21 protein-coding genes are annotated in these 14993 nt (G+C 35.9%); 6 read left to right on the top strand and 15 right to left on the bottom strand.

All coding sequences use genetic code 11. The annotated features are described in order from the left end of the window. Positions 1-111: 111 nt before the first annotated feature. From rpmH to QM406_RS06335, 3 genes are all read right to left on the bottom strand, one after another. A complete protein-coding gene (gene rpmH / locus QM406_RS06345) occupies positions 112-246 on the bottom strand; it encodes a 50S ribosomal protein L34 (RefSeq protein WP_000831905.1) in 135 nt (44 codons plus the stop codon). Between the two features lie 507 nt (positions 247-753). Further along, positions 754-1092, bottom strand: coding sequence for a Cd(II)/Zn(II)-sensing metalloregulatory transcriptional regulator CadX (gene cadX / locus QM406_RS06340; RefSeq protein WP_153225139.1), 339 nt, complete (start codon positions 1090-1092; stop codon positions 754-756). Positions 1093-1103: 11 nt separating this feature from the next. Further along, positions 1104-1718: a CadD family cadmium resistance transporter gene (locus QM406_RS06335; protein ID WP_281335210.1), complete on the bottom strand. Its 615-nt coding sequence runs from the start codon at positions 1716-1718 to the stop codon at positions 1104-1106. Between the two features lie 28 nt (positions 1719-1746). Between QM406_RS06335 and QM406_RS06330 the strand changes: the two genes are divergently transcribed. Then, positions 1747-1875, top strand: coding sequence for a FanG protein (locus QM406_RS06330; protein ID WP_281335247.1), 129 nt, complete (start codon positions 1747-1749; stop codon positions 1873-1875). A gap of 239 nt (positions 1876-2114) precedes the next feature. Here the strand turns inward: QM406_RS06330 and QM406_RS06325 are convergent, their stop codons facing one another. The 7 genes from QM406_RS06325 to QM406_RS06295 all read right to left on the bottom strand — a co-directional run bounded on the left by QM406_RS06325 (position 2115) and on the right by QM406_RS06295 (position 7219). Beyond that, on the bottom strand, positions 2115-3380 hold the full coding sequence (locus QM406_RS06325; RefSeq protein WP_084944806.1) for a tyrosine-type recombinase/integrase: 1266 nt from the start codon (positions 3378-3380) through the stop codon (positions 2115-2117). Between the two features lie 86 nt (positions 3381-3466). Further along, positions 3467-3718: a MerR family transcriptional regulator gene (locus QM406_RS06320; RefSeq protein WP_084944805.1), complete on the bottom strand. Its 252-nt coding sequence runs from the start codon at positions 3716-3718 to the stop codon at positions 3467-3469. Next, the gene (locus QM406_RS06315) at positions 3705-4310 is read right to left on the bottom strand and encodes a replication protein (RefSeq protein WP_084944847.1); all 606 of its coding nucleotides are present in this window, start codon (positions 4308-4310) and stop codon (positions 3705-3707) included. Before QM406_RS06315 ends, QM406_RS06320 begins: the two co-directional genes overlap by 14 nt. Positions 4311-4525: 215 nt before the next feature. Further along, a complete protein-coding gene (locus QM406_RS06310) occupies positions 4526-5125 on the bottom strand; it encodes a hypothetical protein (RefSeq protein WP_414273734.1) in 600 nt (199 codons plus the stop codon). 3 nt (positions 5126-5128) lie between these two features. Further along, positions 5129-6217, bottom strand: a complete 1089-nt coding sequence (locus QM406_RS06305) for a cell division protein FtsK (RefSeq protein WP_084944846.1) — start codon at positions 6215-6217, stop codon at positions 5129-5131. Then, positions 6217-6531 (bottom strand): hypothetical protein, encoded by a 315-nt coding sequence (locus QM406_RS06300; RefSeq protein ID WP_193432033.1) that lies wholly within the window; start codon positions 6529-6531, stop codon positions 6217-6219. Before QM406_RS06300 ends, QM406_RS06305 begins: the two co-directional genes overlap by 1 nt. Before the next feature lie 256 nt (positions 6532-6787). Continuing rightward, the gene (locus tag QM406_RS06295) at positions 6788-7219 is read right to left on the bottom strand and encodes a hypothetical protein (protein ID WP_084944802.1); all 432 of its coding nucleotides are present in this window, start codon (positions 7217-7219) and stop codon (positions 6788-6790) included. A 351-nt stretch (positions 7220-7570) separates the two neighbouring features. Between QM406_RS06295 and QM406_RS06290 the strand changes: the two genes are divergently transcribed. The 3 genes from QM406_RS06290 (at position 7571) to QM406_RS06280 (ending at position 10018) form a co-directional block, all read left to right on the top strand. Beyond that, positions 7571-8428 (top strand): hypothetical protein, encoded by an 858-nt coding sequence (locus QM406_RS06290; protein WP_414273733.1) that lies wholly within the window; start codon positions 7571-7573, stop codon positions 8426-8428. Positions 8429-8438: 10 nt separating this feature from the next. Further along, positions 8439-9014 (top strand): hypothetical protein, encoded by a 576-nt coding sequence (locus QM406_RS06285; protein ID WP_268703428.1) that lies wholly within the window; start codon positions 8439-8441, stop codon positions 9012-9014. A 215-nt stretch (positions 9015-9229) separates the two neighbouring features. Beyond that, positions 9230-10018 (top strand): hypothetical protein, encoded by a 789-nt coding sequence (locus tag QM406_RS06280; RefSeq protein WP_241500617.1) that lies wholly within the window; start codon positions 9230-9232, stop codon positions 10016-10018. Between the two features lie 214 nt (positions 10019-10232). Here QM406_RS06280 and rpmG read toward each other — a convergent pair whose 3' ends face one another. The 4 genes from rpmG to QM406_RS06260 form a co-directional block, all read right to left on the bottom strand. Continuing rightward, positions 10233-10382 carry a 50S ribosomal protein L33 gene (gene rpmG / locus QM406_RS06275; protein ID WP_001265622.1) on the bottom strand — a complete coding sequence of 50 codons (150 nt, stop codon included), beginning with the start codon at positions 10380-10382 and terminating at the stop codon, positions 10233-10235. 15 nt (positions 10383-10397) lie between these two features. Next, on the bottom strand, positions 10398-10580 hold the full coding sequence (rpmF, locus tag QM406_RS06270; RefSeq protein WP_000290417.1) for a 50S ribosomal protein L32: 183 nt from the start codon (positions 10578-10580) through the stop codon (positions 10398-10400). A 148-nt stretch (positions 10581-10728) separates the two neighbouring features. Further along, the gene (locus QM406_RS06265) at positions 10729-10929 is read right to left on the bottom strand and encodes a PTS ascorbate transporter subunit IIC (protein WP_000796543.1); all 201 of its coding nucleotides are present in this window, start codon (positions 10927-10929) and stop codon (positions 10729-10731) included. Between the two features lie 2 nt (positions 10930-10931). Then, a complete protein-coding gene (locus tag QM406_RS06260) occupies positions 10932-11939 on the bottom strand; it encodes an SPFH domain-containing protein (protein ID WP_248035868.1) in 1008 nt (335 codons plus the stop codon). A 184-nt stretch (positions 11940-12123) separates the two neighbouring features. Here QM406_RS06260 and ilvD point away from each other — a divergent pair, with 184 nt between their 5' ends. Both ilvD and QM406_RS06250 read left to right on the top strand, forming a co-directional pair. Continuing rightward, positions 12124-13827, top strand: a complete 1704-nt coding sequence (gene ilvD / locus QM406_RS06255) for a dihydroxy-acid dehydratase (protein ID WP_006149292.1) — start codon at positions 12124-12126, stop codon at positions 13825-13827. Between the two features lie 106 nt (positions 13828-13933). Then, on the top strand, positions 13934-14302 hold the full coding sequence (locus QM406_RS06250) for a glyoxalase (RefSeq protein WP_414273732.1): 369 nt from the start codon (positions 13934-13936) through the stop codon (positions 14300-14302). A 43-nt stretch (positions 14303-14345) separates the two neighbouring features. On the opposite strand, the gene QM406_RS06245 is transcribed toward QM406_RS06250, so the two are convergent. After that, the gene (locus QM406_RS06245) at positions 14346-14687 is read right to left on the bottom strand and encodes a metal-sulfur cluster assembly factor (protein ID WP_153225650.1); all 342 of its coding nucleotides are present in this window, start codon (positions 14685-14687) and stop codon (positions 14346-14348) included. Positions 14688-14993: the final 306 nt, after the last annotated feature.

Genomic DNA, 14993 nt, shown 5'->3' with positions numbered 1-14993 from the left:
ATATGAAATATTATAGAAAAAATAGAAAGCTTATACAAACTATTATTTTAGGGCAAAACAAAAGCCAGTAGACTCGAGTTCCTACTGACTTCATTGTTGAATTCGTTTGGATTATGCAGCCAAAACTTTGCGTCCTTTACGACGACGAGCTGCCAATACGCGACGACCGTTTTTAGTTGACATACGGTTACGGAATCCGTGTTTACGCGCACGACGTAGTTTACTTGGTTGATAAGTACGTTTCACGATGAATACCTCCTCATAGATTTTGTATTCGTTTAGCCGGCTATAAAGTGATCAGTTACTAAACATACTTTACTATTCTATCTGATTCTTTTGCATTTGTCAATAGCTCTGACAAATGTTTCCAGCTTTTTTGCTGAGGAGATAATTTGAAAATCCTTCCAATTTACTTTCGAAATCTATAAAATATCTAATGTACTAGTAATTTACCCAATTGGTACACTCAAAGTTCCAAGTTTTTCCTCTTGAAACCTTCCGCCTGCCTATTAAATGTAAAAGGTGTTTTCTATATTTTCCTTCTGTCACTTCTTGCATTTAAAAAGCAACAACACCGTAGGATGACGATTCTACCGTCTTTTAATTGGCAATAAACAAGATATTTAGTAATAATCCTTTCTAGTTATCATCGATTAAATCTCATTTTTAAAAAAACTAATATGTGTAGTTATCTAAAACCTCTATCTATTCTTCTTAAACAACACAAAAACGCTCTAGACGTAAAAATAGTTGTTATCCTAGTTGATTAAAAAAATCTCTGATTTCCTCATCTTTTATAAAATAATATATAATTTTCCCCTCTCTTCTAGTGTCCAAGATGTTTTGATTGGCTAGTTTACGAAGATGGTGGGAGGCAGATGCCATACTGAGATCTAGTAAACAGGCTATATCACAGACACAGAGTTCTTCAACAGCAAGGAGATAAAAGATGATATTTATCTGTTTATTATCGGTAAACTTTGATAAAATACGAAGTGATTTTTGGACTTTTTCCTTTTCAAGGTAGTTCGTTGCGGTTGTAACATTTTGTTGATTTATAATATTCACTTGGCAGATACTATCTTTTTTCATAATTTTTTCTCCTAGCCGAACACAGTCCTTAGCATGTCAAAGCTGTTGTTTTCAATCAGGATATACATCCCCAATCCTAAATAAACAACGGCAATAAACCATCTGCTATATTTTTCCAAAGTTTCTCCAACAGAAGGGACTTGTGCCAATTTTTGGGCAGAAAAAACCAAGAGATAAATCATGACTAGAAAAGTAAGTAAAGCCACTATCAAATTCGCTAAATTTAAGGTAATAAAATATGGGACAAAAACACCAATATTGTCAGCACCACAACTTGCAAAAGTAATCATAGCGACTAGAAAAATCAGGTTTTTATTATCTTTGCGCAAACCATCTTTTGCAATAGCTTCTCCATCAGAATCTCCTAAAAGCAAAACTTTGAATCCTAGGAAAATTGGAATCAAACCGAGCAAACCTAAAATCTCTTTACTAGGAATATAATTTAAGACAAATGCAAAAAGTAAACTTAGCAATATTAGACTAACAGAGCCTAGAAATTGTCCTAAATAGATGTTAATGATGTCTTTTCTGCTTTTTCTTTTGGCAAAAAATAACATTAGGATAATAAGTAAGTCTACGGCTGTCCCAGAATACAGGATTATTGAAGTAACAACATTTTGAATCATAAAATACCTCATTCAAATATATTTTTGAATATATTTTAACATTAAACTTTATAGATGTCAACTTCAGCTCCATCAAAATATAGATAAGAAGGTAGTGTACCAAACATTAAAAAGCCCTGCCATCGAAATGATAGCAGGGCTTAATTTCAATATCTAAATGATATATTTATCTAAAAAAGGTAGTGAAAAAGGTAGAGTTTTTATTGATTTGTAGTGCGATATAATGAGTTTCAAAAAATCAAAAATCACTTTAAATCAATATTTTAACGTCTATTGACGTGTACTGAAACCCTTACTTCACCTCTGTAAGGGTTAAATAAGAAGTCTATAAACCTTGTAATATCAAGGATTATAGGTTTTCTCAGTAAAAAAGTAGTGATAAAGGTAGTGACGGAATCAACTTGCCAGTTCTTCCATCTTTTTCAAGAAGATATCGACTGCCTCAAATGTCTTTTTAGGAGCTAATTTAGCGTACGTATCCATAGTTGTTGTGATAGACTTGTGTCCCATTCTATGTTGTAACTCTTTCCAATTCATACCTGCATTTAACATCATAGAAGCGTGTGTGTGACGGAATAAGTGAAAACCATAGTCTGGCAATCCCAAAGCAGTCAATCGCTTTTTAAGGGTAGCACGTTCATTCCTATCGCACATATAATTACCGTAGATGGTTGGGAAAATGAGTTTTGATTGAGGTAAGTTGTGGTTTTCAAAATAAGTAGTCATTTCGCTATAGAATGCTTTGAGGCTTTCCATAATATATGGTGGAATAGCAACTTTACGATTTCCAGAATCGGTTTTAGGGGCTTGTTTACAAACCACTTCCCCTTTAATACCGAGTTTGTTATTTGCACTTTTCCACATTAGTGTTTTACTGACAAGAATTTCATTAGTTTCAAAATTTAGGTCAGTGATTTCTAGTGCTAACAACTCATTGATTCGTAACGCTGATGCTAAAAGTGTATTACAAATAACTTTAAATCGCCTATTTGCTCTAGTGTTTTCTAAAGTTTCAAGATAGGATAACCAGTGTTTAAGATCGTCATCATGAAGTACCATAATACGTTCTTTGTTAGCCTTGGGCTTAGGTGGAATCTTGATTGATTTAGCCGGGTTAGTAGTCAATCCAAAATTTGTGATGCCATAGTCAAAAATATCACTGACTTTGTGCGCCATAGCTCCAAAATCTTTTGCACTACCTTTTGGAGCACGTTTTACCCCAGAATCAATAGATTTCTTTGCCTTTTTAGATAGCCTGTTAACCCAAAATTGAACGTCAGCTGGCTCAATCTGGTCAGGTTTATAGTCCCCAAATTCAGGAATTATATAGGTATCAAGATATCCTCTAACCCTATTGATAGTATTTTGTGAGTTTACCCATGTTTTGAAGTTACTAAACCATATTTCAGCTAGACTTTCAAAGTTATCAATATGGATAGTCTCTTTGATAGTAGAGCCTGCTTTTTCAAACTCGATTTTAGCTTCAACGATTTTCCTATCTAAGGCTTTCAATGTTTTAGCAGTAATGGTTTTAGTGAACCTCTTCCCCGTCTTTACGTCAGTTCCTATATAAACACCTTTAATTGAATAGCTGATATCACCATTTTGTTTAGTGACTTTGATTATCTTTTTATTGTTGTATTGAATGATTTCTTTACTCATATAGCCTCTCTTTTCGGACAATCAAAAGGCTAGAATAGAACCCTCACATTCTTTGTTTGATTATTCTATTCTAGCATATTTTGAAGTTAGATAGTTAAAAATTTAATGACATCTTCCATTTTGTAATAAACAGTACGAGTTCCCTCAATTGGGGGTTCAAGACGTTTTAAACCTTTGTTTTCCCATGTTTTCAATGTATTGGGAGAAATATGTAAAATTTTTAGTAGTTCTTTTTGTGTTACGATTCCATAGGAATCATTGTTTTGTAATTTCTGTTGAATGATGGTAATGAGCGTATTTAGTAGTTCTTCAATTTGATTTAATTTAATCATGTCCATCAGTATTTTCTCCTTTTGATAGTTGCTTTTGTTTTGAAGCATGTCTACGTGAATCCAGATATTTTGCAAAAAAGTATGTTTTTTCTACAATTAGCCTTAATAAGGTTGGATTTTCCTCTCGAGCATATCTAACAAGATTATTAAACTCAGTGAAATTGTATTTTTCTATCACATCAATGACTGTTGATAGAAATTCATCATTATTATTGCTGATGAGGAATTTATTCAATTCAAATCCGCATCCTGTTTCTATATCTTCGATATTGTATTGAGTTTTTTCAGGATTTTCCGCATGGACAAAATAGTCATACATCCCTTTGGGGGACATAACAGGCTCTACATGAGCAGGTCCGTTTAATTTTTCCTTGATAAGTCCCGATACTTGAGAGTAACTTTTGAGGGAATCAAAATATAATGCTCCATGCTTATGTGCTTTCTTAAATTCCCCCGTCTTTTTGTTTACGTCTCTATCGTGCCATGGTGACAGTACAAAGGGAACATGAATTTCTTCAAGAATTTCTAAATAGTTATCTGGCGCACTTTCCTTATAGAATAGGAACGCCCATTTATTGGAACGTTGTTCTTTTGCTATCAACAAAATCTCTCACTTTCAATTTTTTATTTCTATCTATTAGGAGATTCAGAATACGAAATTCGGAGCGAAAATAGATATTTTCAATATTCCCCTATTTTTAGATGATTATGGATTAATGACATAACGGGGGTCGTAGTAACCCCGTTATGACTAATTAAAAAGAAGGGCACTGTTGGCTTTCACTTCGTGAGCCACAGTGCCCTCTCTATCGTTTATTTGCGTTTAGTACCGATAAAATATAACCATTTCCCATTTCGTTCAGGACGTGAAAAATAGTAATTAGGATTGCGATTTGAAATTTCTTCACTGATAAGTGTTTCCATTTCTTTTAGAATTTTAGTTGCTTGTTGAGTTTTTGGAATCCGGATTAATAAGATAACCTTATCTTCATGAATATCTACGATTACCTTACAGACAGTTTTGTTGAAAGACTTATTGATAGGATTGTAACGTGTTACCTTGACTTGTTCAATTGTTGTTATAGTTTCAGAATTTTCTCTTTGTTGTAAAAATATACGTATCGTAAGCGTTTGCCAAACCGACTTACAGAGATTTGTTAGATTGTCTTCCTTTAACCTTAGATGTATTTCATAATAAACAAGTGCTAAGAAAGAGGCTGTTGAGATAAGAGCAACATACAAACTAATGTTATAAATCATACTTAAAAATTGATAAAAGAAAGCTAGATAAGTGACACTTTGTAGGAAGTTTATACTAATGCCTAGCAATATAGAACAAATGAAACAGAGGAATCCTACAACGAACAGCAGAGTACAGATATTAAATATTTTTTGATAGTAATTTTTTTTCATTTATTATAAAATACCTTTCTTTGTGTAGTATGTTGGACAAAGTAGGGGTAAAATTTGATAAGGGTGTTCATTATCAATAACCTGAATAAGTCCTGTTCCTTTTCCAATGGGAATGACAATGCCTTCGGGGTCAAGGTCTGGAAATAAAAACTGCGTAGTTTTTTTGTTAATGTTTCCAATTTGAATAAGTACATTGAGTTGCTCACGTACAGATATAGGAATTGTATTGTGGTCAAAACGTTGACTGACAAGGAGCAAATGAACCTTTGTTGCTCGCCCTAATAAAGCGATTTGCGATAGCAAAGAGAAGAAAGAATCCTTGATATTTTTATTTACCCCCTCTGATAAGGCAAGAACTTCGTCAATAACAATAGTCAAGTGATTAAACTCATATCGTGGATTTTCAAATAAAATCCCTTGCCTTTTATGAATTATAGTCAAACACTGGCTCAGACTTTCGTTAATTTCTGATACAAAGTCAGATTTGGAACGATTTTCTTTAGGATGAATAACAGCAATTTGTTGCTGTTTTGCCCAACGTGATGGGGTATCAAATTTTGGGTCAATAATAATAAGGTCAGAAATATTTTTCAAGACACTTAGCAGATATGTCAGAGCATAGCTTTTCCCGCTTCCGGAATTACCAGCAATTGCAACTGAAGTCACTTTATTGTAGTTAATCACTAGATTTTTCATGACGGGGATATTATTTCCTATAAGAGATGATGTGAACTTATCTAAGTCCGAGATAATTAGACGTTCAGAGATTCCCTTTTTCCATGGGAAGAATAGTCCTCGCTGAACATGAATATCATCTGTTTTCAGTGCGACAAAGTAAGCAGAATTTTGCTTTAATAATGTGTATTGTGGGTAAAGTGATGCGTTAGCAATTAAAAAAATCTTCTGATACAAGTCATCATCGATGATAAAACCAGACGGAAGACGTGGAACGAAGACAAAACCCTCTTCTTGAACAGAAATATCGAAAGAGTTGGTATATGATGTTTCACCCTGCAATACAGAGCCCAAAGCCATATTTAGGCTCTGTAACAGGTATTGTTCCAACTCTCTTTTTGTGAGAGATTGAAGCATCATTTTACCTCTTTCAATCCGTCAGCTTTGAAGTAAACGTTATAATTTACTTCACATGCTTGTAGATTATCAAAACTAACAAGGGAAAGATATTCAGGTAATACAGGTTCTTCAAGGAATTTTACTTGAAATGGTGGAAGACCTTTTTGCCCGAACCATGCTTTGTAAGAAATAATCTTACCAGTTGGTTTCCCATCTTCAAACTTTTGCTGCGGTTCAAGTTCCTCGCTGAGCGAGTAGATAGGCGCTTGTGGATCAACATATTGTTGAGCCGTTTGTTGTGAATATCCGCTTTTGCGATGTTGTGGATTCATTTTCATGATATTAAATACCTCGTGTATTTTGTAGTATAGTTAGCATGCCCGGTTTGAGGTCTTGAGCTGGACTTATAAAAATTTCCTTTCTTATCTTATAGGAGATTTGGGGACTTAAATTCGGAGAATTTTTAAAAAGTTTTTGTACTTTTCTTATTTTGCTTTCTAGTCAATATATAAGGAAATTTAGGACATAGAAATTAAAATATTTATTACAAAAGCCTGGCAATCAGTTTGATTAGCAGGCTTGGAGACACTATCTGTAGTCTTTTAACGTTTTTTGTAGCACTTCTTGATGTTTTTTGAAGTGATTTGTTACAGTTTTGTCACTACATTCTACAATTTCAGCTATCGCAGACGATGGCATAGGCTTTTCATCTAATTTCCCAATTATAATATATTGCTCGTCTATATCAAGAGAAGATATATAATTACATACAGTATCAACAAGTTCATTATTAATACAATATTGTTCACCATTGAGTGAGTTGCTTGCAATTAAATCATATCTTTCTGTTGCTCTACTATCTAAAGAAACATTTTCATCTAAACTTTGTAGATTATGATATCTATCTCGTCGCTTAGCATTTTCGTAAGATTTATCCTCGCTTTTTAGTCTTTTATCCCAGTTTTTAATATCTATCAAATCCTGTGGAGTAAGACGGTCTTCGAATGTTCTTATTGGCATAATAGCCTCTTTCTAAGTCCATTTCTAGGACGGAAAGAAACTTTAATGAGCCATACTGAATACCGATAGATGTGAAAGGGCACACCAAAGAAACGGATAAACAGATATATGCAGAACTCGACCGTTATCGTCTGAGTTTTCATATTCGTTTCAATCCGTCCATTTGGTGGCCACCAATTAGGACTAATGATATTATTCTGAAGAAAACGCTTGTGAAATTTGATATAATAGAATCAAATATACATTTGCTTTATCTTCACTCTCTATTATAAAGTAGATAGTGTTACCATCAATTGTAGATAGAGTATATAAAGTAGATACAGTTACTAATTTAGTTATGAGGAGTAAAAAATGTCTGAAAATATCCCACGACTCACAGGAGGTATTCTATTTGGACTGATGCTTGAAGCTAGAAAACCCAAAAGTAAGGTTCGGATTGAATGCTTAGAAGAACGAACTGATGTATTATCCGAAACTGATATTATGAGGTCTCTTGTTGATATTTTTACAGGAGAAATTCAGCAAATGCCTTACGGGAGCACGTTTAAAAAGAATGTTTCTGATTATAAAAAATGTATTATTTCTAAAACAGGGTATTTGCCTTTTGATAATTTGAGTTTCATTAATTTATTTAAAGATTCTGTTGAACAGAATAAAAAAGACACACTAGAAAGTATGTCTGTATTTATAAATGAGAAGTTTTCGGAACGAAAATTGAAATGGCTTGTTTCAGCGGTTGTTGAAAGTATTTGTACCGATGAAACGATTAAAGATTCGGAGAATTTTAAAATTTCCCCTAATGAGTCGGCCAGTAAGCAAGGTTTATTAAGTGTTGAGGTAATCGAGATTGAGTCATTTTTATTAGATGTAATGAGATATATTTTTGTCAATAAAAAAGATAATACTGAGGGTAAGCCAACATTTGAAGCATGGTATTCTCAAAGTGGAGCAAGAACCCCTTGGGAATTTTCTAATGCAGAACTTGGACAACGCATGAACGATTTACAAATAACTCGATTTAATCCAAGTGCGGGAGATATTGAGGAACAAGAGCATATTGAAGAATCAGATGTTGAGTTTGAAGAAGAGTTTCATTCTAATGTTGAAAGTGATGATGCAATAACAAAACAAGTGTTGAATAATCCTAAAGTTATCAATCAGTATGCCAATAATATCTATAACATAGAACATGTAGAAAATCTAAATTAAGGAGAATACATTGACAAACTCACTAAAAAGACAGGGTAATTTGCCGTCAGAATTTCCCCAACAACCACTACAACAAAATGCAGAAAGAATTTATAACATCGAGCAAGCGAACAATGTAAACAATATCGTCAACTATGTCCCTGCACGCAAGATACTTTCTTCTAACGAATACTACAACTTATTTATAATTTACGGTGAACAGTATGAAGGAGATTCATTTACCATAGAAAATGGTAGAATTTTTGAATACACTAATACAGCGATAAAACAAAAGTTTTCTCAATTTACACTAGAAGATATTGACGAAATAATGGGTTTACCAACTTTATTCCTTCCAGAGTATAGTGAGGTGAACCAAGAGATAAAAACTGGATTTTTAGGACAATTAGTGGATATAGATAAAAGAGCTGGATATATAAAATTTGATTTTCATAAAGAGTGTAAAATTGATTTAAATCTGGTTGAACTGCATCATTCAGATTTAAAAATTGAAGATTGGGAATTAAGTAGGACTCACTGGGCGATTAAAAGAGCTAATTTAAAGAACATTTTGAAAGGCTTTGGTAATGGCAACGAAACAGAGTAAAGAAGTAAAAATCCAACATGAAGTTGAAGAGTAGTAACGTCTTACGGCATGGAGTTTGTGACACAAAATGAAAGTGTCAATCCAGAGATTGACAAAGCCTTATCAAAAGCTTCCTCCGTAAGAAATCAAAAGCTAGAACGAACTTATAAAATGTCGATAATGCGGTAGGACGTTATGAAGAGGTCGTCAATCTCGTCAAATTTGGTAAAGACGAAATGAAATTAGATGGATTATTTATTGAGGTAATAGCGATGAAATATTTTAAATTAATCAATGGTGGAACTTATCATATTGATGTGTTTGAAGAGAAAACAAATAAAGAATTACCATATTATCAAAATGGCAGTAAGTACGCATTGTGTCCAACTTGTGGTTCTTCGATTCAACTTATTGGGGGGGAAAATAATAATACGCAAAGTAGAACTGGAAGATATTATGCGGCACATACAAGAAATCCTATAGAAGGACTGTTATACGATATAGAAAGAAAAAATAATTGTGCAAATTATGGGGGAAATCATAACAATTGGCAGGGTATTTATCAAAGGAGACCAGAGCTTCCTGAAAATGAAGAATTATCTAGATTTATAGATGAGAATAAGCCAGATATTGCTAAAAAAGTTGGTGACTTAATAGGATTTTATGGACTAAAAAGTGATGAAACACCTACTGCTATTTTTGATAAGATGCTAGAATCTTTTATTAATAATGGTGGATTATGTATCTTACCAGAACAATTTGTGCCTGATTATATCCCTAGAATGATTATCGAAAGAGCTGAGCCAGTTATTTGCTGGGGTTCAATTCCTCATGAGGAAATACGCAATCGTATCCTACAACATCCACTGTTACAAGATTCAATTGATGGGAGACAATTTAAACCAAATATTGAAACAAGACTTGTTTGTGTTCTAAATAATGGGAATGCTCCTACTCAAATCCAAATCAGATTATTGTTTGAAGATGAGGAATTGAACTTAAAACAAGTAAACGCTAGAGTTTAGTAGGGGGATAGAACGGTATAAAGATAAAAAAGAGGAGCTTCATTATGAAGCTCCTCCTCTTGCTTTTAATTGTCCGAATCAATGTTCTTATTTCAAAAAAGGTAGTGAAAAAGGTAGTGATTCGGTTGATTTTTATTGCAATGTAGTGAAATTTGAAATTTCAAAAATCGCTTAAAATCAAGGTTTCTCACGTTTGTTGACGTGTAGTGAATCCCTATTTCACTTCTGTAAACACAACGTGTTTGCGAAGTTTTGGTGAGTATTTCTTCAATTGAAGACGGTCTGGAGTGTTACGTTTGTTTTTAGAAGTAAGGTACAAGCGTTCACCAGATTCTTTGTGTTCAAGTGTAATATTTACGCGCATGGTATCTCCCTTCTATTATTCAGCTGATGCAGCTTTAGCGATCTTACGTCCTTTGTAGTATCCTTTAAGTGATACACGGTGTGAACGTGAGTAATCTCCAGTAGTTTCGTCAAAGTTTACAGATGGAGCTGTTACTTTGTAGTGTGTACGACGTTTGTTTTTCTTCGCTTTTGAAGTGCGACGTGCAGGTACTGCCATTTTGATTTCTCCTTTTAAGATATAAATTCAGTTAGGTTTGATTTTCATCAACTTTAATAGTATATCAAAACTTTTTTGTAAAGTAAAGTTACTTGACAAAAAAAGATTAAAAAATTTTTCTATCCACTATTCTGAATAGGAAAATAGATTAAATATCAATTTCGAAGGGTTCATCAATGGTTTCTGAGACGTATTTCCCGTCTTTCTTCCGTTGCTTGACACATTCGGTGAGGAGATATTCAATTTGCCCGTTAACTGATCGAAAGTCATCTTCTGCCCATGATGCGAGTGCAGCGTATAGCTTATTCGAGAGTCGAAGGGGGATTTGCTTTTTTTTAGCTTCTGCCATTTCTAATAAAGGCTTCCTGTATTGACAATTGGTTGTGCATCATGATTGCCACAGAGAACGACTAGGAGATTTGAAACCATAGCAGCTTTTCGTTCTTCGTCAAGTTCTACTAATTCTCCTTCATTGAGACGTTCTAGTGCCATTTCAACCATTCCTACAGCGCCATCAACAATCATCTTACGTGCATCGATAATAGCAGATGCTTGTTGACGTTGAAGCATGACAGCTGCAATTTCTGGTGCATAAGCTAGGTAAGTAATACGTGCTTCAAGAATTTCCAAACCAGCGTCCTCTACGCGACTTTGGATTTCTTCACGAATACGTTTAGCTACAATCTCACTAGAACCACGGAGGCTTCCTTCATCCGCTTGCCCATCACCTGTAGTATCCACATTCGGAGACACATCGTAAGGATAGATGCGGACAATATTACGGAGGGCGCTATCACACTGCAATGAAAGATATTCTTTATAGTTATCTACGTTGAAGACTGCTTTAGCTGTATCGACAACTCTCCAAGTTACCGCGATTCCGATTTCAACAGGGTTACCTAAACAATCGTTAATCTTTTGACGAGAATTACTCAAAGTCATAACTTTGAGAGAAATCTGTTTCTTGCCAATTTCAAGGTTTACATCATTGCCATTTGATGATTTCATCCCTGAAAAAGGTGATTTTGTGCTAACATCACCACTTTGACCAAGTCGAGTGTGGTTTGCAGGATTGATCGCTATGCTAAAAGGATTGACAAAGTAAAAACCAGGTTCTTTGATGGTACCTGTATAATTACCAAAGAGGGTCAAAACCAGTGCTTCCTGAGGTTTGACAACTTTTAAACCAGCATGAGCTAGAGCTGCAATTAAGATTAATAAAAGCCCGATAATAATTCCAAAAACGTTTTCCGAACCAGCACCCATGATAAATATAAAGAAACCAAGTACGAGTGCCAACTCGATAAGTATCAAGGCTACTACACCATTTGGTTTTGAATTGATTAGTTTTTCAGTCATCAGAATGACCTCCTGCATTTGATATCTAAATGATATCACTTTAATTTTAAATGTCAATAAAAAAATGCAATATTTTTTAAGAAGATTTCAATGTATTGAATTTTCTGAAAATTCAAGAATTTTCTTCTGTTCATTGCTTTTAAAATGTGCTATAATGGTAAAAACTGAAATGGGAGGGAACTTAATGACAGAATTAGATAAACGTCATCGCAGTAGCATCTATGATAGCATGGTTAAATCACCAAACCGTGCCATGCTTCGTGCGACTGGTATGACAGATAAGGACTTTGAAACACCGATTGTGGGAGTCATTTCGACTTGGGCAGAAAATACACCATGTAATATCCACTTGCATGACTTTGGGAAATTGGCTAAAGAAGGTGTCAAATCTGCTGGTGCTTGGCCGGTTCAATTTGGAACCATTACGGTAGCAGATGGGATTGCCATGGGGACGCCTGGTATGCGCTTCTCTCTAACGTCACGTGATATCATTGCGGACTCTATCGAAGCTGCTATGGGCGGTCACAACGTGGATGCCTTTGTGGCTATCGGTGGTTGTGACAAGAACATGCCTGGTTCTATGATTGCCATTGCCAATATGGATATCCCTGCTATTTTCGCCTACGGTGGTACGATTGCCCCTGGAAAACTAGATGGTAAAGACATCGACTTGGTTTCTGTATTTGAAGGTATCGGAAAATGGAATCACGGCGATATGACTGCTGAGGACGTGAAACGTCTGGAATGTAATGCCTGCCCTGGCCCTGGTGGTTGTGGTGGTATGTATACTGCCAATACTATGGCTACTGCTATCGAAGTTTTGGGGATGAGTTTGCCAGGTTCTTCTTCTCACCCAGCTGAATCTGCTGATAAGAAAGAAGACATCGAAGCAGCCGGTCGTGCAGTTGTCAAAATGCTTGAACTTGGTATCAAACCGTCTGATATCTTGACTCGTGAAGCCTTTGAAGATGCCATTACAGTGACAATGGCTCTAGGTGGTTCTACTAACGCCACTCTTCACTTGCTTGCTATTGCCCACGCAGCTAATGTTGACTTGTCACTTGAGGACTTTAATACGATACAAGAACGTGTGCCTCACTTGGCAGACTTAAAACCTTCAGGTCAGTATGTCTTCCAAGACCTCTACGAAGTTGGTGGTGTGCCTGCGGTTATGAAGTACTTGTTGGCAAATGGATTCCTTCACGGAGACCGTATCACATGTACTGGTAAGACAGTTGCTGAAAACTTGGCTGATTTTGCAGACCTTACACCAGGTCAAAAAGTCATTATGCCACTTGAAAATCCTAAACGTGCGGACGGTCCATTGATCATCTTGAACGGTAATCTTGCTCCTGACGGTGCAGTTGCCAAGGTGTCCGGTGTGAAAGTGCGTCGTCACGTTGGTCCAGCTAAGGTCTTTGACTCAGAGGAAGATGCTATCCAAGCTGTCTTGTCAGATGAAATCGTTGATGGCGATGTTGTCGTTGTTCGTTTCGTCGGACCTAAAGGTGGTCCTGGTATGCCTGAGATGCTCTCACTTTCATCAATGATTGTTGGTAAAGGTCAAGGAGACAAGGTTGCCCTCTTGACAGACGGACGTTTCTCTGGTGGAACTTATGGTTTGGTTGTCGGACATATCGCTCCTGAAGCCCAGGATGGAGGACCAATTGCCTACCTCCGTACAGGCGATATCGTCACAGTTGACCAAGATACTAAAGAAATTTCCATGGCTGTATCTGATGAAGAACTTGAAAAACGTAAGGCAGAAACAACCTTGCCACCACTCTATAGCCGTGGTGTCCTCGGTAAGTATGCCCACACCGTATCTTCTGCATCCCGTGGTGCCGTTACAGATTTCTGGAATATGGAACAATCTGGTAAAAAATAACTAAAAAAATAAGCAGTCGCTAAATGACTGCTTTTTCTAATCCTTTGTGTTATCTCGTGAAATGTGATAAGATAATTGCTCTAACTATGATTATGAAGGAGAGACAATGTTTTCAAAAAATACAGGAATTATGCTCTACGTAGATGATGTAGCAGCTGAGAGAGATTTTTGGTCTGCTATCGGATTTGAAGTTTTTAATCAATCTGAAATTATGGGTTTTGAAACTTTTGAAATGAAACCTCACACGGACAGTACACTGACTTTTACTGTCTACGCCAAAGACTTTATTCGTCAGGTATCACCAGAGGTAGTTGATATGAAACCTAGCCTACTCTTTGAATCAGCGAACCTTTGCAGTCTTCACGAGCGCATAGCTTCTGTAACTGAGACCACAAGTCCGATCAATACTCAACCTTTCCCTCACTTTAACTTTGCAAATCCAAGTGGACACTATTTCGCAGTTAGAGGAATCTGATAACAAAACAGCTCTCTGTTTATTAGCAGAGAGCTCTTATATTTTAGCGCGGTGGTAGACCAAGCGCTATGCGACCATAGCGACTGATTCGCGTAATCTTCCAAGCAGGCGACCAGGTAACTTCAACCCTGACATCTTCAATCCCTTCAATCTGTTTCAAGCCTGCCACGATTTCGATGGGTAAACTTTCTGCACAGTCACAGGCAGTATCGGTGAAGGTCATGACAATTGTACAAAGACCAGCCTCGTCCAAATGAATCTCGTAAATCAAGCCAAGATTATAGACATCTAGTTCCACATCTGTATCGTAAACTTTTTCTAGCTTGTCAATGATTTGATCCCCTAATGCTAGAGCACGATCATTGATTTTGATATCTTCTCTCATTGCATTCCCTCCATTTGTAAACTGCACCTATTTTCTCATAATTCTGACAATTTGGCAAGTTTTTCCCCATCAAGACTGGATTCGCCATAAAAACTACAGACTAGAAATTAGTCATAGTTTGGCCAAACTGCTCAAAGACCTAATAATCTAGAGCAAGAGGATATTGGCATAGGTTAGAGAGATAAACTTATACTCAATGAAAATCAGAGAGCAAACTAGGAAGCTAGCCGCAGGCTGTACTTGAGTACGGCAAGGCGAAGCTGACGTGGTTTGAATTTGATTTTCGAAGAGTATTAGAGAATGATT

Source organism: Streptococcus infantis (assembly GCF_047465035.1).
Classification (GTDB): Bacteria; Bacillota; Bacilli; order Lactobacillales; family Streptococcaceae; genus Streptococcus; species Streptococcus infantis_T.
This window is presented reverse-complemented; position numbering and strand designations above follow the sequence as displayed.